At 35.5% G+C, this 19,668-nt stretch carries 21 protein-coding genes and 1 tRNA gene; 14 read left to right on the plus strand and 8 right to left on the minus strand.

Annotation, left to right across the window (positions count from 1 at the left end; all coding sequences use genetic code 11):
- The first annotated feature begins 51 nt into the window (after nt 1–51).
- The 7 genes from C5L23_RS04620 (at nt 52) to C5L23_RS04650 (ending at nt 6,636) form a co-directional block, all read left to right on the plus strand.
- Entirely contained in the window at nt 52–1,791 is a 1,740-nt protein-coding gene (locus tag C5L23_RS04620; protein ID WP_133264353.1) for a glycosyltransferase family protein, read from the plus strand.
- Nucleotides 1,792–1,852: 61 nt separating this feature from the next.
- On the plus strand, nt 1,853–2,581 hold the full coding sequence (locus tag C5L23_RS04625; RefSeq protein WP_010007949.1) for a Firmicu-CTERM sorting domain-containing protein: 729 nt from the start codon (nt 1,853–1,855) through the stop codon (nt 2,579–2,581).
- A complete protein-coding gene (gene xrtG / locus C5L23_RS04630) occupies nt 2,581–3,174 on the plus strand; it encodes an exosortase family protein XrtG (RefSeq protein ID WP_193617329.1) in 594 nt (197 codons plus the stop codon). The genes C5L23_RS04625 and xrtG overlap by 1 nt, the downstream gene beginning before the upstream one ends.
- Complete coding sequence (locus C5L23_RS04635; protein ID WP_133264355.1) at nt 3,175–4,533, plus strand: TIGR03111 family XrtG-associated glycosyltransferase; 1,359 nt, start codon at nt 3,175–3,177, stop codon at nt 4,531–4,533. It abuts the gene before it with no gap.
- Nucleotides 4,517–4,879, plus strand: a complete 363-nt coding sequence (locus C5L23_RS04640) for a 6-carboxytetrahydropterin synthase (RefSeq protein ID WP_029508674.1) — start codon at nt 4,517–4,519, stop codon at nt 4,877–4,879. The genes C5L23_RS04635 and C5L23_RS04640 overlap by 17 nt, the downstream gene beginning before the upstream one ends.
- A 19-nt stretch (nt 4,880–4,898) precedes the next feature.
- Nucleotides 4,899–6,443 carry a TIGR03766 family XrtG-associated glycosyltransferase gene (locus C5L23_RS04645; RefSeq protein WP_133264356.1) on the plus strand — a complete coding sequence of 515 codons (1,545 nt, stop codon included), beginning with the start codon at nt 4,899–4,901 and terminating at the stop codon, nt 6,441–6,443.
- Between the two features lie 122 nt (nt 6,444–6,565).
- A tRNA-Cys gene (locus C5L23_RS04650) sits at nt 6,566–6,636 on the plus strand.
- A gap of 46 nt (nt 6,637–6,682) precedes the next feature.
- On the opposite strand, the gene C5L23_RS04655 is transcribed toward C5L23_RS04650, so the two are convergent.
- From C5L23_RS04655 to C5L23_RS04665, 3 genes are all read right to left on the minus strand, one after another.
- On the minus strand, nt 6,683–7,249 hold the full coding sequence (locus tag C5L23_RS04655; RefSeq protein ID WP_010007941.1) for a cadmium resistance transporter: 567 nt from the start codon (nt 7,247–7,249) through the stop codon (nt 6,683–6,685).
- Nucleotides 7,250–7,369: 120 nt separating this feature from the next.
- Nucleotides 7,370–8,389 (minus strand): HoxN/HupN/NixA family nickel/cobalt transporter, encoded by a 1,020-nt coding sequence (locus C5L23_RS04660; RefSeq protein WP_420813007.1) that lies wholly within the window; start codon nt 8,387–8,389, stop codon nt 7,370–7,372.
- 489 nt (nt 8,390–8,878) lie between these two features.
- On the minus strand, nt 8,879–9,655 hold the full coding sequence (locus tag C5L23_RS04665; protein ID WP_133264357.1) for a helix-turn-helix domain-containing protein: 777 nt from the start codon (nt 9,653–9,655) through the stop codon (nt 8,879–8,881).
- A 255-nt stretch (nt 9,656–9,910) separates the two neighbouring features.
- Here C5L23_RS04665 and C5L23_RS04670 point away from each other — a divergent pair, with 255 nt between their 5' ends.
- The 5 genes from C5L23_RS04670 to C5L23_RS08630 all read left to right on the plus strand — a co-directional run bounded on the left by C5L23_RS04670 (nt 9,911) and on the right by C5L23_RS08630 (nt 13,707).
- Nucleotides 9,911–10,411 carry an MFS transporter gene (locus C5L23_RS04670; protein WP_010007939.1) on the plus strand — a complete coding sequence of 167 codons (501 nt, stop codon included), beginning with the start codon at nt 9,911–9,913 and terminating at the stop codon, nt 10,409–10,411.
- 33 nt (nt 10,412–10,444) lie between these two features.
- Entirely contained in the window at nt 10,445–11,488 is a 1,044-nt protein-coding gene (locus tag C5L23_RS04675; protein ID WP_133264358.1) for an efflux RND transporter periplasmic adaptor subunit, read from the plus strand.
- The gene (locus tag C5L23_RS04680; RefSeq protein ID WP_010007936.1) at nt 11,481–12,170 is read left to right on the plus strand and encodes an ABC transporter ATP-binding protein; all 690 of its coding nucleotides are present in this window, start codon (nt 11,481–11,483) and stop codon (nt 12,168–12,170) included. The genes C5L23_RS04675 and C5L23_RS04680 overlap by 8 nt, the downstream gene beginning before the upstream one ends.
- Nucleotides 12,157–13,338, plus strand: coding sequence for an ABC transporter permease (locus C5L23_RS04685; RefSeq protein WP_010007934.1), 1,182 nt, complete (start codon nt 12,157–12,159; stop codon nt 13,336–13,338). Before C5L23_RS04680 ends, C5L23_RS04685 begins: the two co-directional genes overlap by 14 nt.
- Before the next feature lie 243 nt (nt 13,339–13,581).
- On the plus strand, nt 13,582–13,707 hold the full coding sequence (locus C5L23_RS08630; RefSeq protein ID WP_010007933.1) for a hypothetical protein: 126 nt from the start codon (nt 13,582–13,584) through the stop codon (nt 13,705–13,707).
- Between the two features lie 85 nt (nt 13,708–13,792).
- Here C5L23_RS08630 and C5L23_RS04690 read toward each other — a convergent pair whose 3' ends face one another.
- Together C5L23_RS04690 and C5L23_RS04695 are read right to left on the minus strand one after the other, a co-directional pair.
- Nucleotides 13,793–14,518: a response regulator transcription factor gene (locus tag C5L23_RS04690; RefSeq protein ID WP_133264359.1), complete on the minus strand. Its 726-nt coding sequence runs from the start codon at nt 14,516–14,518 to the stop codon at nt 13,793–13,795.
- Nucleotides 14,519–14,726: 208 nt separating this feature from the next.
- Nucleotides 14,727–15,152, minus strand: a complete 426-nt coding sequence (locus tag C5L23_RS04695) for an Rrf2 family transcriptional regulator (protein WP_133264360.1) — start codon at nt 15,150–15,152, stop codon at nt 14,727–14,729.
- Between the two features lie 148 nt (nt 15,153–15,300).
- Here C5L23_RS04695 and C5L23_RS04700 point away from each other — a divergent pair, with 148 nt between their 5' ends.
- Both C5L23_RS04700 and thiD read left to right on the plus strand, forming a co-directional pair.
- The gene (locus C5L23_RS04700; protein ID WP_010007929.1) at nt 15,301–15,903 is read left to right on the plus strand and encodes a nitroreductase family protein; all 603 of its coding nucleotides are present in this window, start codon (nt 15,301–15,303) and stop codon (nt 15,901–15,903) included.
- A gap of 209 nt (nt 15,904–16,112) precedes the next feature.
- Nucleotides 16,113–16,916, plus strand: a complete 804-nt coding sequence (thiD, locus tag C5L23_RS04705; RefSeq protein WP_010007928.1) for a bifunctional hydroxymethylpyrimidine kinase/phosphomethylpyrimidine kinase — start codon at nt 16,113–16,115, stop codon at nt 16,914–16,916.
- Between the two features lie 19 nt (nt 16,917–16,935).
- Here the strand turns inward: thiD and epsC are convergent, their stop codons facing one another.
- The 3 genes from epsC to C5L23_RS04720 are packed head-to-tail and all read right to left on the minus strand — an operon-like array spanning nt 16,936 to nt 19,556.
- The gene (gene epsC, locus C5L23_RS04710) at nt 16,936–17,475 is read right to left on the minus strand and encodes a serine O-acetyltransferase EpsC (RefSeq protein ID WP_133264362.1); all 540 of its coding nucleotides are present in this window, start codon (nt 17,473–17,475) and stop codon (nt 16,936–16,938) included.
- A 13-nt stretch (nt 17,476–17,488) separates the two neighbouring features.
- Nucleotides 17,489–18,628: a trans-sulfuration enzyme family protein gene (locus C5L23_RS04715; RefSeq protein WP_010007926.1), complete on the minus strand. Its 1,140-nt coding sequence runs from the start codon at nt 18,626–18,628 to the stop codon at nt 17,489–17,491.
- A 13-nt stretch (nt 18,629–18,641) separates the two neighbouring features.
- Nucleotides 18,642–19,556 (minus strand): PLP-dependent cysteine synthase family protein, encoded by a 915-nt coding sequence (locus tag C5L23_RS04720; protein WP_010007925.1) that lies wholly within the window; start codon nt 19,554–19,556, stop codon nt 18,642–18,644.
- Nucleotides 19,557–19,668: the final 112 nt, after the last annotated feature.

Consider the following 19,668-nt stretch of genomic DNA (forward strand, 5'->3'; position numbering starts at 1 on the left):
GAATATCAGCTGCTTAATATGAATTTCAATGGAGACATCAGGAGGTGTATCTTGAGAAGGCTAACCAAGTCCATTCAACAACATAAGATACAATCAGTTCTGATCATTTTGTTGTTTAGTATTTTGTTGATTGTGCCACAAATTTATTTTCATGCTATTATTTTGGGTGCGGATTCGATATTTCATTTTAATCGCTTCTATGACACGGCGATGCAAATAAAAACTGGGCACTTTAGCTATTTCATGAGTTTATATGGTTTTAATCAAAGCGGCCGAATTGTAAATGCTTTATATGGTCCTGTGGTTGCTTACTTGAATGGTGCGGTGCTTGCACTTGTTAATAGCTGGTTTAAGTACCAAATCATTACAAATATTTTACTCAATTTTGTAGCTGGTTTTGGCTTTTATAAGTTATCCAAATACGCCGGTGCGAAGAATAATGTTGCAACGTTAATGGCGATTGTTTATATGAACAGCTATTGGGTAACGGCATGGAGTGATTCACAGAAATTTAGCGCATGGGGCGCGGTCTTAATACCGTATGTCATTATGCAGGCGTTGCCAATGTTAAAACGCCAAGATGCTAAAATTCATTACGGTGCCTTAGCTATTGTTATGGCCATTATGATACAAACTCATATGTTGAGCGCCTTATTTTCGGTACTAGTGTTAATACCATTTGCTTTAGTGGGGCTTTTTACAACGCGACATAAGGTTGCTTTCGTGCGTGATGGTTGTTTAGCAGTGGGTTTAACGATTATCTTAACCGGTAATATCTGGGGTGGTATGTTGGATATTTATGGATCCGATAATTTACTAAAGCCATATCCACAGTATGATTTACAGGCTGTCGCAACGAGTTTTAGTTGGGGCCATGATAGTTTTGGTACTTTAGGCCTTATTTCTTCTTGTTTATTTGCGATACAATTGTTATTAGTATTCAAACGGGCATCTTTCATATCATTTACTAATCGTGTTTTAACTTACGTTGGTGCTACTTTTTTATTGTTATCCAGTGATATAATGCCATGGAATACAATTGGCAAGCACTTACCCGTTTTGTATTCCTTTTTGCAATTTCCCTTTAGGCTTGTTATATTATCGAACGTTCTATTATTATTGGCAGTAAGTCTGACTTTGAGTAGTAACTTTGGTCAAAAAATAAGCCATTTAACAACGGTCATGGTACTGATTGTGGTTTTATTAACGACATTCAACCTTCAAAAGAAGGTAACAATTAGCCAAAAGTGGTTGTCGGATAACGTTCTAACCTACCGTAATAAGATTATATATAAAGATAAAAATCCTGACGTTATTCGAGCTGCTTTTAAAGATAAAAATCTTGGAAAACCATTTACGATTCTTCAAAAGGGCACACCAGATTATTTACCGATTCAGCAACAAGGTAATTTATGGCAAAAAAATAGTTTCAAACCATATCGTGCAAATATTAAAGCAACATTCTTAAACAATATTAAGGTCAATAAATCAGTTAACCAGCAACAGCATTTGGTATTATCCTGGCAAGGTAATCAAGTGAGAAATGTTATTCTACCAGTTTATAAATATACGCATAGTGTGACGACGTTTAATCATAAACGCATATCTAGTCGAGGATTAAAGGCCAATATCATTGGTGCAGTTGAGGTAAAGCAGCAGAAAGGTGCCAATATTTTTGAAATTGGCTATCAGCCGAGTTATATTTTTAAGATGGTCAGCATACTTACTGCCTTAGCTTGGTTATTAGTCCTTGCGCGAAGCTTACAAATAATAATGGTAAAAGAAAAGTAGACGGGCTACCAAGGCTCGTCTTTTTAAGTTATACTGAATATTTGTAATAGTAGGAGTTCTTATGAAAAAAGTAATTTGTGACTACATTTTGTTAGGTGTGGGCTTGGTTTTAGGATTTGTATTGGTATCGCATACTGCTAGTGCCAATAGTATTAATATCGATGGTAATTTTTCGGATTGGGGTAGTGTAGGTTCTGTTCAAGAATTTGCGGCAAGCCCGAGTTATCCCAATAATATGCGTCAAGTAGGCTTGTTTGTTGACGAAGATAATATTTACATTTACATGAGTATGGCACCTAAATTATTTAGTCCGGATTCAAAGGAATCGACGAATGATTACGATGCTAAGTCAGGTAGTTATTATCTTTCAATTGGCGGGCATGACATGTACGTGCAAATTTATTTTCCAGGCTATCGCCCTGATAATAGTTCGGTCCATTTTTCTGTCGGTAATATTTACGATGCCAATTCGTATAAATCAGTTAATGGTGTAGGCGATGGGTACCTTGAACGTCAAGCTGCTAACGGTAAGTATAATGATCGCTGGGAACTAAAAATACCGATGGCTACAGTTAAAGAAGTATATGGCAGTGATTTACCATCACAAACAAATATCACTTTCCATGGCAGTAATGGTGGCACGATTTTCTTCAACGGTAATGTTTCAGCTGATTATTCTGGTGCTTCTTCGGGACCAATTCTGATTGCCATGGTTGGCTTAGGGATGGCTGTCATTAGCTTACCGTTAATGAAAAAGTATCGCTTACGAAAAAATGGAGCAACGATATGATTTTGAAAACAACCATTATTTTGATTATTATTGTTTGGTTATATTTATTGTCTGTTTTGAAACGTGCGAAAACCCATGCTTTTTATTTTTTAGTTGGTAGTATTGGCTTGTTTATTATTTTAGCTTTATTGAGTAAACCTTATGGTATATGGTTATTTTCAACTATTGTAACCAAAGGCGTCAGTGTTGTCGGGTATTTAACAGGTCTTTTTAGTGTGCATTATGCATCACATTTGATTGAGATCATGAATCATCAACATATGAATTTATTATTTATTGATTATGAATGTTCCGGAATTATTGAAACAATGGCTTTTGGTTCATTAATTGCTTTTTATCCTGTATATACACTGAAAAATCGTTTTCTCTTAATGGTTGCTGGGACAATTTGGATTTTTTTGGCAAATATTATTCGTTTATCGTTTGTTGCCATTGTTATTTACTATTTCGGTTCAGATGCTTTCTACGTCGCACACTCTATTCTTGGCCGAATTATCTTCTATATTTTAGCGATTATATTATATTATCAAGTATTTACCCGTGGCCAAATTATTCAAAAATTTGGACGTGGTCTGCAGCAGGAGATCAGATAAATGAATATTGTATTTGACCATTTAATTTTTAATATGGGCTTTTGGTTAACATGGTTATTAATTCCAATTGTGTTTGAAATTTTACCAACTTCGTGGCATTTTTTAACACTCATGAAACAAGGGTATACCAAAAAAGACATCATTGTTCCTGAAAAATTGCCGATGATTTCGGTGATTCTTCCTGTTTATAATTCCTCAAAAACACTTTATGCATGTATTGCTTCAATCCATAATTCCACTTATCCGAATCAATTAATTCAAGTGATTGTGGCTAATAATCATAGTACCGACAGTAGTTTTGATGAATACAGCCGTGCACAACAAGCGTTTTCTGACTTACGTATTCAATGGATGAATACCAACAAGGGAAAGTCACAAGCATTGAATGCTGCCATCTATAATAGTACCGGGCAATATATTGTCAACCTGGATACAGATGGCGTTTTAGAAGAAAATGCGTTATACAATCTAGTTTTGCATTTTGAAAATAATCAACATGATGCTGCAGTAACGGGAACAGTTCTGACTAAAAAAGAAGATATCAATGCTACTAAAAATATCTTCTTGAGCATATTACGCAATAACGAGTATTATGAATATGCGCAATCCTTTCTGGCTGGTCGAAATATTGAATCAGCGCGCAATGAATTGTTTACGATGTCAGGTGCATTTTCAGCATTTCGTAGAGAAGCGTTGTTAGGCACTTATTTGTATAATACGCAGACAGTTGGAGAAGATGCCGATATGACATTTCAACTGCGAGAACGCTTAGGTAGCGCAGTTAAGCTCTGTTATGATGCAATTTTTTATGTCGAACCTATTTCAGGGTTGGATGAACTATACGTTCAGCGGCAAAGGTGGCAACGTGGCGAAATCGAAGTAACACGACATTTTATGAAAGACACACTAAGAATAACTGATTTCTTTCAGAACTTTATGGTGGGTCGCTTAATGTTTGATCATACATTCATTTTTCCAAGAACGATTTGGATTGCTGCGTTATTTGTTTTAATCTTCTTTGGTTATTCGCCGCTCATTATTGCGTTATCCATTATTTTCATGTACTTGTTATATGTGTTCAATTCATTAATTAATTTTATTAGTATTAGTATTTTGTTACGCCATTTTGATCAAGAAAGCCGATTTTTTAGAAAAAAATGGTGGGTTATCTTTACATTGCCAACTTACAATATGCTTTGTGCAATGATACGATTTATTGGCATTATTAATACCATTATCATCCCTGCACAATGGCAATCTAGAAGTTTTGCAGATGAAAAAAAATCAGTGAAACAAGTGGTTTGGCATGATTATGATCGTTTTAAAAAAAGGAATAAGAAATATGATGAAGAGTCGTAGTTATAAATTTAAAACCTATCTCAATGCAAGTCATGCTGTTCAATGGGATAGTGGGAGAGGCGTTGTCCATCCACATACTTGGGAAATCATTTGCGAAGTAAAAGAAGGTGATGATTTAGTAAAATTTGAAGTTGTTGAAGCGATTATTGAACAACAATTATCAGCTTTCTCAAATCAAACACTTAACGATGTCGCACCATTTAACGAAATTAATCCGACATTAGAAAACTTTACGGATTTTGTTTTTGATCGTTTATCTCAGTCATTAGTAGATATCAGTTGTCACCTTATCCGTATTGAAGTTTCTGAGTCACCAACTCGGACATGTTGTATTTCATTAGAATAATGATTGGTAAGGAGACAGAATGGCACTGAAATCTACCGCCTATAGCCTAATAAACAAAATTATTCTAGCACTATTTAGTTTTTTTGTTTTTTTAACCTTATATTTTGCATTAGTATCGCCTAATTTGACTTTAGGTGATAATGTGGCGCGTCAAGTGATTGGTGAAAAAACAACATGGTTAAGTATCGCTTTTATTTTGTTAGTTGTTGGCGCAATTATTGGCATAGTGATTGATAAAAGAATTAGGTATTGCTTTAACTTTATATTTTATATTAAAGGTAAAATAACGGCACCAATTCTTTTTATGTTGGTTGTTGGTTTACAACTGCTCTTTGTTTTTGCGACACATCCAGCAATTGGTTTTGATCCGGGTGCTATTCATAGTGCATTAACGAATACGACTGATGATGAGCTGGTTTCTTATTTTAGTTTAAGTACTAATAATTTACCGTTGTTATTAATACAACATCATATTGCGGTATATTTTAGTAACCATTCATGGTTATTATTTGATATAGTGACTTTAATTTTGGTTGATATATCCATTATATTAAATACAATCACTATTAGTATTATCGATCGGACAAAAGTGATTTGGGCATTATATCTGCAATCCATTTTTTTGTTGGTCTTCCCGATGATTATTGTGCCATACTCAGACACATGGGTACTACCGTTGGTGTCGAGCTATCTATTGTGCTATGTTATCGCACAACGACAACAACGTATGTCATCTATTCTAATAATGGGATTAGGTGGTATTTTAGTAGCTTTGACGTATTTTATCAAACCATCGGCTATCGTACCTGTTGTTGCAATTATCTTAATTGAATTGTTAGGTATGTTAAGGGCACTATATTTAAAGCAGTTCAAAATTTTGATTTATAGTATTAGTGCGGTTACCTTGATGTTACTAACTATGTTTGTAACGGTAACTTATGGGCAACAACAAATTAACAAGCAGGACTATATTCAAATTAGGAAAGGTGACAACATGCCACCAATTCACTTTATTAGCATGGGCCTTTCTGGGGATGGTGGCTATAACCCTAAAGATAATATCGAAATGGCTAAACGCTCAGCATATGAAGATAAAGTGACATATTCAGAAAATATTTTGAAGCAACGCCTTGCTAAACTTGGTATTTTTGGTTATCTAAAATTTTTACTGCATAAACATAATAAAAATACGAGCGATGGTACTTTTGCCTGGCTAATTGAAGGCCATTTTATCCAATCTAAATTAGATAAACAGGATAAATCTCGCTTCTTCAAAAACTTAGTTTACCCTAAGGGGAAGTATGTGGCAGATTTTAGATATATTGCACAATGGATTTGGATTTTTATACTTGGTTTAATGGCTTTTGGATTTAATTATCATCATAAGTTGGCTCAAGTACTGAGATTATCAATAATAGGTGCTTTCGTGTACTTGTTAATTTTTGAAGGTGGTCGAAGTCGTTATTTGATTCAATTTTTGCCTGTAATATTTATTTTAGCGACTTTGAGTAGTAGTTATACCGTCAATTTATTCAAAAGAACGTTTGCTTGGATGAGAATATGATGACGATTTAGAAATTTGTTAATGTTTTTACAAAAATGATTGTTTTTTCTTAGATTATTCAGTAAAATAGGTAATGTTGTGTTATGTGTATTCACGATAAGCATAGTGCAATATTATACTTTGGTGATGTAGCCAAGTGGTAAGGCAGCGGTCTGCAAAACCGCCATCGCGGGTTCGACTCTCGTCATCACCTTAACAAAAAATCCTACCCAAATTTTTGGTAGGATTTTTATTTATTTCTAAAATATAGAATGTATGATAACTCTGATTAGACCACTTTCGATAATAACAAAAACACCAATCATGATGTATATAATGCGAGTCGTGAGTGAACCATACTTTTGAAGAAAGTGATCCACAACTTTTATTTTGTCGAAACGATCAGCGATAATTAACGACAAAAATACTAATAACATAAAATAGCCAGCAGTTAATACGGTTGCAAGTAAACTCATGGTTGACAATATAGGGACATAGACCGCCAAGTTATCAGCACCACAGGCAGAAAGATATAATGAAAAAACAGCTAAGCTGCCAGATTTGTATTTAAAATCTTTATCGGTACTATCGGTATCGTGGAATCCCATCCAAATGGGAATCAATCCAAGTAGGCCAATGAACCAGGTAGGAATCAAGAGTTGTAAAGTTTGTCCTAGGAGCGCACCGATAATCCAGCTACTCAGAACGCCTAATGAATAGCCTAACCATACTGATGTAAAGTGATAGCGTTGTAGTAATACGAGGAGCAAAATAAAGAAATCTATATTAACACCAAAGAACAATAACGTTAATAAACCTAAATCCATAATTAACCTCAGGAATAATTCCTAGAATATACCATGGCAAGTAACATTTAATATCAAGTAAAGAATACCATGGGCAAGGTATGATTTTATATTTTTTGAACGATATTATTTAAATGACATTTAAATAATAGACCCGTGATCTTTATTCGATAGTTTGAGACTATGCCAAATGATTAATGCGATAATCCAACTTATTGCAAATAAACCAACGAGAATAAAGCCGAGCTGATTGAAGTCAAGTGCTTGCACCCAACTTGTTAAACCGTTGTTCCAATCAAGCAAAGCACTCAGTGCTTGAATTAGATCAGCAAACCCAATAAAACCGGCTGCTAAAATTGAAATACCAGTAATCGTTAAATTGAAATATACTTTTCGATAGGGGGATGAAAAGACCCACTTGTAAGTAGAACTCATGAAGAGGCCGTCTAATGTATCCATAAAACACATACCGGCTGTGAAAAATAGCGGAAAGGAGAGAGATACATACCAAGCAGCGCCTGAATTTGTGGCTGTTGCAGAAGAAGCGAGTACTGCAATTTGCGTTGCCGTATCAAACCCTAGGCCAAATAGGAAGCCGACAATCATAACTTGCCAATTATGCTGGATTAGATTGAGCAGTTTAAGAAAGATTTTATTGATTTTTGATGTGCTATCATTTCTGGTTAATGTTGTATCTTGCTGTGAATTTTTGAAGTTTAACCAAATATTGACAATGATGAATGAATTGACGACGGCTAAAAAAATTAGCATAATTGCTGCAATTAGTGTACCCATTGCCCCACCCAATGCTTCAAATATTGGCATTGTATTTTTTGCCCATTCAACAAGCAAAACAGTGATGAGCGCCATAATAATAACAACTAATGAGTGCCCTAAGGAAAAATAAAAGCCAACGCCGCGTGTATTTTTTCCGTCATTTAGCATTTTACGTGTCATATTATCGATGGCGGCAATGTGGTCGACATCAAAAGCATGTTGCAATCCAAATGTGAATGAGATAATTGCCATGCCAACCATTTCTGGTGATGCCTGGCCAGTGGCATTCAATAGTAATAAGGCGGCCCCCATAATGAGTGCAATCATAGTAGCATAACGTAATATGTCATGCTTAAATGCAATGTGCTTCGTCTGTTTCAATATCCAAATCTCCTTGTTGATAGAATAGTAGAAATTGTAGTCTGAAATGAATCCGAACGCAACGTTAATAGTTGTCTTCACAAGCAATAGGGATCACTTATATTGATATAGAGGTAAAACAATTATGGGATTCACAATGTTTAAAAAGAAGTGATTTTTATACACCTATTCGGCACATAGTGCTAAATCGGTGTTAGTTGTTTTAAGAGGACTAGTTTATAATATATAGCTCATCTTGATATCTATTGCCAAAGGGGAAAAAATGGGGAATTTACATTTATTACCAGACGATGGTTTTAAGATTATTTGTCAACCTGTTAATATTTACAAAGCTTCTGCTGGTTGGGTACGGCCAATTGCTATTTTGCCATAGGAACTAGGTGCCATGCTCCTTTTCATTTGGTGTATTTTTGTATAGCAAAAGCACTATTGAACTTAGAGTCTATACTTTAAGTTCAATAGTGCTTTTATTGTTAGATATTGTTTCAAGAGTTATGATTGAACGAGTTTTGTAAGCGGGGTTTTGGTTAAGTGTAAAAAGGTTTGGCGAAATTCTTCGGGCGGTGTTGGCAGTGGCTGTGTTAGCCAAGTTGAAATAATGGATAATGTCATTTTAACGGTTAATTCAATGGCAAAAGTTCGCGTGATTGGTGCCGTATTCAAGTTATAATGATCAAAAAATGGTGTTGCCCATTTAATATATTCTTTTTTTAAAAAATAAATCCATTCACCATTGGCATAGTTGCCGGAATAGAGCACTTTTAGTGTGTGGTTATTGTCATACAAAACAGGTAGTACTGTATCAGCAATCATCTCAAATGGGTCGGTTGTAGTAGCGGTGGATAAGGCTGCGACTACCTGTGCATCAAGCTGTTGCGCGATGTATTGTAAAATGTCTGATGGACTACGAAATAACGTTTTGGCTCTATGGGGATGGATACCTGATTCTTGAACAATTGTTGCCATATCACAATAGGTACCATTAGTACGTGACAATATGGATAAAAAAGCATTCGCAATGATTTGCCGCTCAGCAGAATGATTACTATTTGCTTGATTACCTTCAAGTGCCATTAATAATTCAGGAAGCGCTACATTAAAAGTATTGGCAATGATACTTAGGGCAGAAACTGGTGGTGTGCTAATCCCGCGTTCCCAATTAGAAGCAGTTTGACGAGAAACAAAAATTTGTTGTGCAAACTCTGTCTGAGTAAGGTTATTTTTTATTCTAATATTTTTAAGTGTTTGTTGTATCGTATTAATTTTCATATAAAGCCTTTCAAATCAGCTTTAAGTGTATCAAATTTTGCGCTGTTTGTCATAAAAATGATAAACGTTTAGCATAAAGTGTGAATTTTGTCGATAAAGAATAATGGGCACAATCTGATTAATGGCAAAAAGTATTGGCATAGTTATATGGGAAAAGTTGATATACTATTTTGTATTCAATAATGTTAATAATTGAGCAATAGTGAACATTTATTAACAAATATCTATATTTTAAAGAGAAGCGGAGATGAATGAATGAGTAAGAAAAATCAGGTTATTATTGCAATTGTTGGTACATTAGTAGCTTTGGGAATTACTGCAATTAATATACTTAATACAAATGAAGTTGACGGCATGAAGCTTGATAGTAAATTGTTACCAATGATCCTTATTGTAGGGTTATTGAGTACTTTTATTTTTACATTGGTTTCAGCACTAATTAACAAATTATTTATTTGGCTATCACAGCTGGGGCAAGAAGAAGCCCAATCGGTAACGTTTATGACATCATGGTACGCAACTATCGTTTCGCAATTACCCGTTATGATTATTAATGTGTTTGCCATTATCGTTCTGAACTTGTATAAAGCAGACAATGGCATTGCTGCGATTATTGGTGGTGTGGTAAGTGCAATTCTCTTCACATTTATTTTGCGTCAAAATAATACGATTACTAAACGTACACAAATTATTTACGTTATTATTATGGTCATTTTGACATTAGCGTTGAACTTTAAGGTATTCATGGGACAATAATTGTCATTTTTTCATAAAGCCTAGGGGAGTATCATGAAACGACGGACAAAAATTGCACTTATTACGACAGGCAGTCTTGTGGCTGTGGGATTGATAGCAGTAACTGGCCTAACAACGTACAATAAAATAACGGGGAAGACACAGTCAACCCAAAAAACAGGCTACCAAACTTATGTCGCGACATATACACCGGCACTTACTATGACCGGAAAAGTGATGGCTAGTAAAACACAGACACTTAATGTACCGTCAGGTAAATTACAGACACTTAATGTAACTGATGGACAAGTTGTAAAAAATGGGGATGTTTTATTAACTGTTACCAATACTGAGATTCAAGATGCCATCGATGCACAAAATGATGTTATTAATAAAGCGAATAGAGCTGCTACAAATGCAGCAACATCATTAAAGAATGTCCAACAAGGGTACGGGCAAGCAAATACTGACACAAAATCTTCATTAAAAGGGGAAGTTGTGCAAGCGCAACAGACAGTAAATGATGCAAATGCTGAATTACAAGAGGCGCAAAATAAATTAGTAGAGTTACAGAATAAACAAACGACAAATTTGACGGCACCTTTTGATGGTATTATTTCTGTTGATAATAATACAAAAGATGGTATTCCAGCGTTAACATTGAATGCCTCACAGAAAATATTACAGGCTAATATTTCAGAATATGATTATCATAAGATTCATAGTGGGGATCAATTAGTTGTTAGTGGTATTGACGGTTCACCAACACAATCAACAACTGTAGATAAAATTCAACAAATCCCAAATGGTGACGGTAAAGGCACGACATATTATCCTTTTACAGCTAATGTAAAAAAAGACTTTTTATATGGGCAAAGTATAAAAGTTGAGATACCGCAGCGTGATATCAAAATACCTAAATCTGCAATTTATAAAAACAATATATACAAAGTAATTGATGGTAAAGCTAGTCGTATTAAAGCAGACGTTACGCAATCAGGAACAAGTACTATTGTGAATTCAGGTATTGTAAAGGGTGAGAAAATAGTGCTCAATCCTGATAGTCATTTGAAAAATGGTGAATCAATAGATGATTAATTTATCAGCGATTAACAAAACTTATCGTCAAGGTAATGAAAATTATCAAATTTTACATGACATTGATTTGCATATTAAAGCTGGTGAATTTGTCGCTATTATGGGACCATCAGGATCAGGAAAGTCAACTCTAATTAATATTATTGGTTTCTTAGATCAAAAATTTGATGGTAATTATACATTTCAAGAAGTAATAGTAAATAGTCTTAATCGTCGACAACACGCACAATTACGAAATCGTTCAGTTGGTTTTATTTTCCAAAACTTCAAGCTGATTATGAATCAAAGTGTTGGTGAGAATGTCGGCTTGCCTTTGCTCTACGCGGGATTAAAACGCCAGCACATTATTCAACGCGTGAACGAAGTATTAGCGAAAGTTGGACTACCAGACAGTTACCATAAGTTACCTAAAAATTTGTCGGGTGGACAACAGCAGCGCGTTGCCATTGCACGAGCCATAGTTACCAATCCAAAATTTTTGGTTGCTGATGAACCAACCGGTGCGCTGGATTCAGCAACCTCTTCGGAAATTATGACCTTATTCAAGGCGTTGAATGATTCCGGCACAACACTGATTATGGTGACACATGATGCACAAGTTGCCCAAGAAACTAATCGCCTAATTAAAATATTAGATGGTCGTATTCAAAGTGACGAGGAGGTAATTCATGAAGGTACGTGAATTATTTGTGAGTGCTTTTCGATCTTTAATATCGAATAAAAGGCGTAGTATTTTAACAATGGTTGGTATTATTATCGGTATTGCGGCAGTTATTACTATTTTAGCTTTAGGCGATGGTGCGCGCGTTGCCATGATGAAAAATTTACAAGCTAGTAGTAGTGGACAACAGTCAACAGAAATTAACTTTGTGCCAAAAGACGATAGCAAAACTGCAGGTTTTGATGATAACGATCTCACTCGTGTACGAGAAAATAATAAATTAACACAGGTTAAGATACAATCAGATGATCATGGTATTTTATCAGCGGAAGGCACAATTAACAGTAAAACGATTTCATCAACACTTTATTTGAGCCAAGAGGCTAATAGTGAACATTTGATTGCCGGTCGAGGTATTTCAAAAAATGATATTTTAGTCAACAATCCTGTGGCGTTGATAAGCAAATCAACTGCTAAAAAAGGTTATAAAAGTGTTCAAAATGCCTTAAATGCAGCGATTGAATTGAATGGGACTACTTATACAATAGTTGGTGTTATTAGTAATGATGCACAACGTGAAGGCTATCATACTTATGATGCCGTTGTACCACGAAAAATATTTGACGTGAATAATGCTAATGTAACAGCTAACACACTAAAGTTAACATTTGTTGCGGGTACTGATGTATCTAAGGCAACACAACAAATTACCAATCAACTGAATGATAGTGGTTCGCAGCATAATGCCGGATCATACGAATTTTATGATACAGCCGCGATGCTTAAGGGGATTAGTGATGTGATTAAGGGCATTACTTATTTTATTGTGGCAGTTGCTAGTATTTCTTTATTTATTGCTGGTATTGGTGTTATGAATATGATGTATATTGCCGTTAGCGAACGTACTCAAGAAATTGGTATTCGGATGGCTGTCGGTGCTTCTCAACAACAGATATTATGGCAGTTTTTGATTGAAGCCATCCTGCTAACTTTGAGCGGTGGTATGATTGGTTATCTAAGTGGCCTAGGTATTGCAATGGGAGTATCTGCATTCTTGCCGTTTAAAGCAAGTGTATCGCTCTCAACATTCTTGTTAGCTTTTGGAACATCAACTATTGTTGGTTTAGTATTTGGTATTTTGCCAGCCAAAACAGCAAGTAACAAGAATTTGATTGATATTTTGAGATGATTGTCTCGAACCATAAAAAGGGTATCCAATTTTCGGATATCCTTTTTTATGACGACGTCACTTCAATTCCAATAAAACCTAGCATGTTATGTACTGAAAAAATGTTATTTGATATTTGATTTTAACCATTCAGCGCGCAATCAGCACCATTCGTGTTGTTTTGAAGTAATAGGCTGAAAGCTAGTTTATATTAAATATAGTTGTTGCGCAACAATACTAATAAATTAAGGAGTGGTAATTAATATGCAAAATCATACATTTTCAAAATTCAATAAGTTAAATGATATTCAACTTGAAAAGGTTGCAGGTGGACAGACGGCAGTGATTGTGTTGTTACCTCGTTTAATCAGAAAATATATCTTTAAATAGATTCTAACGACTTTAAAAAGTTATTTTACGCTATCATAATAAAAACTCAAGCTACCTGAAATGGCTTGAGTTTTTATTATATAAATTATAGAAGTAATTCTAATGCTTTAATTTTGCGTCGAGAAATTAAGCACGTGGCGTGATTTCTCACAACAACCACTTTGTTACGTTTATCTATTTTTTCAATATTATCAATGTTAACAATAAAACCACGATGACTACGAAAAAAGCGGTTATCCATATTTTCAATATCTTGCATTTTGCCGTTGAATGCAATGCGCTTATGTTTGGCAACCAGAACGATTTGTCGTGATCCTGAAAGGGTTTCAAAGTACAAAATATCTTGAAATGGTATTTGAAAATGTGCTTGAGCAGTATGATATTTAAATAAATCTAGAGAGGGTTCCTGTTCATTTTGTGACAGGATATGTAATAAGCATTTTTTTAATCGCTCTTTAAATGCCTCACAGTTCTGACTTTTATCAATGAAATCAAGTGCGGATACTTGATATTGGAAAGTGAGTGCTATGAATTCAGAATGTGTCGTGACGAAGATAATTGTAGCGTAGGGGTCTTTATTTCTAATTGCTTGTGCTACGTGTAGTCCTTTTTTATCTGAACCCTTGATTTCAATATCTAAAAAGTATACATCATGTGACCCTTTAGTAGGTAAATCTTGAAGTAATTGTTCTGAACGGGAATAAGTGTTGATATCATGACAAAGCCAGTTATTTTCTTGTATAAGTTCCTCTAGATATTGTCGTAATCGTTGCTGCTGGATGATGCTGTCTTCTAAAATATTGATATGCATGAACGTTATCCTTATATGACAATTGGTTAAAGTTTATAACAGGTATCAGGGTATTATAGCTTGATGAGTAGTGGAAACTATAACAGCTTTATGATATGAAATAGTAGCTATCTTTTATATTGTTGGTTATTAATTTATAGGAATAACGGTATAAATGTTAGTAGTAAAAAAGATATTATTTAAAATCGTAAGCAATATTTTTTCGGCATTAAGATAGCTTATCGAGATGAATTCGGTTCACAACATCCGCAAGGGTAATCGTTGCCATTTCTTGTTCTGCCTTTTTTTGAATGCTTGTATAATCAGTATCTAGAACTGTTTTGATCTGGCTACCAATAGGACAGTTAGGATTCGTTTGATCATCTATTTTTAAGAAAGTGGGCTCGTTTTCAACTGCATGATAGACATCTAACATACTAATATTATGTGAATCATGTGCAAGGCTAGGTGTGGCTTTACCGTTCTCTGACAAAAGTAGGTTTGCTTTTTTCAATTGTGACATAATACGTCTTATGACAACAGGGTTTGAATTAACACTTTGAGCAATTTGTGTACTGGATAAATCATGATTTGGATTAATTGCAATATAGGTTAGAATATGCATGGCATCACTAAGCTTAGTAGAGTTTTTCATAGTTTAATATCTGCTTTCTGTTAATAAGTACTGACTTTTTAAAAGTTATTCTTGACAAAGTGGCGGGAAATAGATTATGATTTAGCTGTAACATGTATAGTTACATGTATAAAATAAGTATACTATAAAAAGGGAATGGTGTCATATGATGAATACAGACTATATCGAAACGATTAAGAAACGTCGTTCAATTTATGCCTTGGGTAAGAACGTTGAAACACCTTATGAAGAAGTGGCATCTTTAATTAAAGCTGCTATTCGAGAATCGCCTACTGCATTTAACAATCAAACGGTCCGTGCAGTTATTTTATTTAATGAACACTCTGATCAACTATGGGAAATCGTCGCGGAGGCACTTAAACAGGAAGTACCAGATGAGGCGGCCTATGCTAAGACACGTGCTAAAATCGATAGCTTTAAGGCTGGTATTGGTACTATTCTATTATTTACAGATGAGGCTGTTGTACAACAATATCAAAACGATTATGCATTATATGCTGATAACTTTGCCAACTGGGCTGAGCAAGCAATTGGTAATGCACAAATTAATATATGGCAAGCGTTGGCAACTAATGATATTGGGGCTAGCAACCAACACTATAATCCATTAATTAATGAAGCAGTTCAGAAAACATTTGATTTACCAGCGTCTTGGACATTGAGAGCACAAATGCCATTCGGTTCAATTGAAGCGCCAGCTGGCGAAAAAGACTATCTGGCTGATGAGGATCGCTTTAAAGTTTTGAAGTAAGTCATTATTTTGATGACTTGCAATATATCTTCTTGTGAGATATCAGGCGGTTACTCATAACATTTTACTATTTATATATATTTCAAGAAAGTATCCAGTTGATAAAAACACTGCCTAATCATTTTATCAGGCGGTATTTTTTATGTCGATTCATATTAAATCGATTCAAACGTCACTTATGATAAAGTAATGACAAAAGGACATTATTCATGGTAGAAGAAATACAGGTTGTAACAATTGCAGGTTCAGATAGTGATGGGTCAGCGGGGGCTCAAGCTGATCTACACAGTTTCTTTGTGCAAAACACATATGGTATGACAATTTTAACAGCTGCAGTAGCAGGGAATTCTTATGGTATTCATGCTGTACAAAATATGCCCACTGAATTTATTACTGCACAGTTTAATGCTTTAGCTGATGATTTTCATATCCGAGCAACTAAAACGGGCATGCTAGCTAACACTGAAATTATGCATACTGTTGTAGAGAACTATCAACGCGTTGATTTTGGACCACTTGTGGTTGATCCTGTTATTACAACTAAACATGGTAATCGTTTGTTAGAAGTAGAAGCCATTGATACGCTTAAGCAACAATTATTACCACTAGCAACCGTTACGACACCTAATTTCTATGAAGCACAAATTTTAGCAGACATGCAGATTATGTCAATGCAAGATATTGAAACAGCTGCATTGCGTATTCAAAAGTTAGGCGTTCCAAATGTAATGATAAAGGGTCGTCATGATAACGACGATCAAGAAATAGTAGTTGATTATGTTTTGTTAGCAGATGGTCGACATTTTACATTATCCGAACCATTTATCAAGACACAACGTATTAATGGTACCGGAGATACACTTTCAGCAACTATTACGGCATGTCTGGCCAAAGGCGAAAGTGTTGAGCAGTCAATTAGGACTGCAAAGAAAGCAACACATAATGCTATTGCAAACGAAATTGAAGTTGGCCATAAATTTGGTCCTATTAATCATTGGGCAATTCAAAAATAATTTGATGAGAATAAAAAAATCACCAATGAATATTGGTGATTTTTTTTATTTTTACTGGTTTGGCTTTAACAATATAGGCAGGATTACCGACGGCAGTACTATTATCTGGAATGTCTTGTAAGACAACAGCATTTGCGCCAATTTTACTATTGCTACCAATCGTGATATTACCCAATACTTGTGCATGTGCACCAATAAAACTACCACGTTTAATTTTGGGATGGCGTTGACCATGATGTGATTGCCGTGAGCCCAAGGTGACACCATGTAAAATAGTAACATCATCTTCAATAATTGCTGTTTCGCCAATGACAACACCGATACCATGGTCAATAAAAACACGTTTGCCAATTTGCGCACCAGGTGAAATGACAATACCGTTCCTTTTAGTCGACCATCGGCTAATTATTTCAGCTAATAAAAATAAATGATGTTTATAGAGCCAGTGGGCTAATCGATGGTACCAAAGCGCATGTAAACCAGGGTAGGTTAATAAGACTGTGAGCAGGCTATGTGCAGCTGGATCCCGCTTCAATATAGATTTAGCTGATGCAAACATGAGACCTCCAGTATTAAATGATTTGATCAAAAGCATGTGTCAAATCAGCCAGTAAATCACTGCTATCCTCTACGCCGACGGAGAGACGAATAAGCTCATCTCGAATACCATTTTCTAATCGTATTGCGCGGGGAATAGCACCGTGTGTCATTTTTGCTGGGATCTCAATCAAACTTTCCAAAGCACCCAGACTTTCAGCCAAGGTGATGAGCTGTAAGTTTTCTACAAAAGCTTCAGCGTCATAACCGGGTTGCAATTCAAAGGCAATCATTGCACCAAAACCAACCATTTGTTGTTTTGCAAGGGCATAGTCCGCATGCTCTGGATTGCCTGGATAATAGATATGAGCTACCTCAGGACGTTGCTTTAAATAATTAAAGATACTTTGCGCATTATTTTGATGGGCTTGCATGCGTAGTCCAAGTGTTTTGATACCACGTTGTAATAGCCAACTTTCTTGCGGTGCCAAGATTGCACCAATTGCATTTTGCAAGTAGCCAATTTTTTGACTAATTGTTGCGGTTTTTGTGACGACTAAACCAGCAATTAAATCACTGTGACCACCAAGATATTTTGAAGCGCTATGAATCACAATATCAGCACCTAAGTTCAGTGGTTTTTGGATATAAGGCGAAGCAAATGTATTATCCACGATACTTAATAGATGGTGTTGTTTGGCAATAGTTGTAATAGCGTTAATATCGGTAATACGGAGTAAGGGATTAGTTGGTGTTTCAAAATAAATGGCAACAGTGTGGTCATTTATAGCTGCTTGTACTGCTGATAAGTCACGCGTATCAACTACTGTAAAGGTAAGACCCATGCGTTTCAAAACATTATCGATTAAACGGAATGTCCCGCCATAGACATCATTACCAACAATAATATGGTCGCCTGATGAGAATAGTGTGAAAACAGTACTGATTGCTGCAGATCCTGAAGCAAAGGCAAAACCAGCATCACCATTTTCTAATTGAGCAATTAGTTTTTCGACTGCTTCACGTGTTGGATTACCGGAACGTGAATATTCATATTTAGCTTGACCGATTTTAGTTTGTTTAAAAGTAGACGCCATGTAAATTGGGACAGAAACAGCACCAGTTGTTACATCCGAGCTAATGCCACCGTGGATTAATTGTGTGTTAAATTTCATGATTGACTCCTTTTTATTTTGCATAGATATTTTCGCTCATATAGCGTTCACTGCTATCTGGGAAAATTGTCACGATATGACTATGATCAGGTAGTGTTTCGGCCATTTTTAGACTTGCTGCCAGTGCTGCACCACTTGAACTACCAATAAAAAGACCTAATTGCTTTGCGACAGAACGTACTTGATAAAAAGCATCGGCATCACTGATAGTCAACGTTTGATCAATACGAATATTTTTAAAGAACGGTGGGATAAATTCAACACCAATGCCTTCTGTGCGATGGGCATGCGGTTTACCACCATTTAAAATTGATCCCTCAGGTTCAACAGCGATATTTTGAATATGACTATTGTGTTCATTAAAGTATTTTGCAATGCCCGTAAAAGTACCGCCACTACCAGCACCTGCTACAAAGGCTGTAATAGGTATATCCTTTAGATCTTCTGCGATTTCTGGCGCAATAGTTTGGTAATAAGTTTCAGGGTTAGCGGGATTGGTGAATTGCATTGGCAAATAGCTGTTAGGCAACATAGCATGTAGTGATTTTGCTTTAGCAATAGCGCCTTTTATGCCATCTTTTGATGGTGTATTGACTATTTTTGCACCTAAAGCTTGCATGAGTTGTTGTTTTTCATAACTAAATTTTTCGGGTACGACTAAAATTGTTGGTAAATGGTACTGTTGTGCGGCTAAAGCCAGACCAATACCGGTATTTCCAGCTGTAGGTTCGATAATAGTTGTGCCGTCATGAATTAATTGCCGATTGAGGCCATCTTGAATAAGAAATTGACCAAGACGATCTTTGATGCTACCACCAGGGTTGAACATCTCTAACTTTGCAAATATTCTGCTGTGATTGGGTATATCGATTTGTAAATCAATTAATGGTGTATGACCAATGAGTTGTGAGGTATCTTTGACTAGCATAGTTGTCCTTCTTTCATTAAAAAGGGTAAAGAAAAAGCGCAAAAATTCGCTAGAATTTTTACGCTTTCAATAATTGGTCTGCTTTTAAAACAAGCCAACTATCGGATGATGT

It is taken from the genome of Leuconostoc fallax, assembly GCF_004354645.1.
GTDB lineage: Bacteria > Bacillota > Bacilli > Lactobacillales > Lactobacillaceae > Leuconostoc_B > Leuconostoc_B fallax.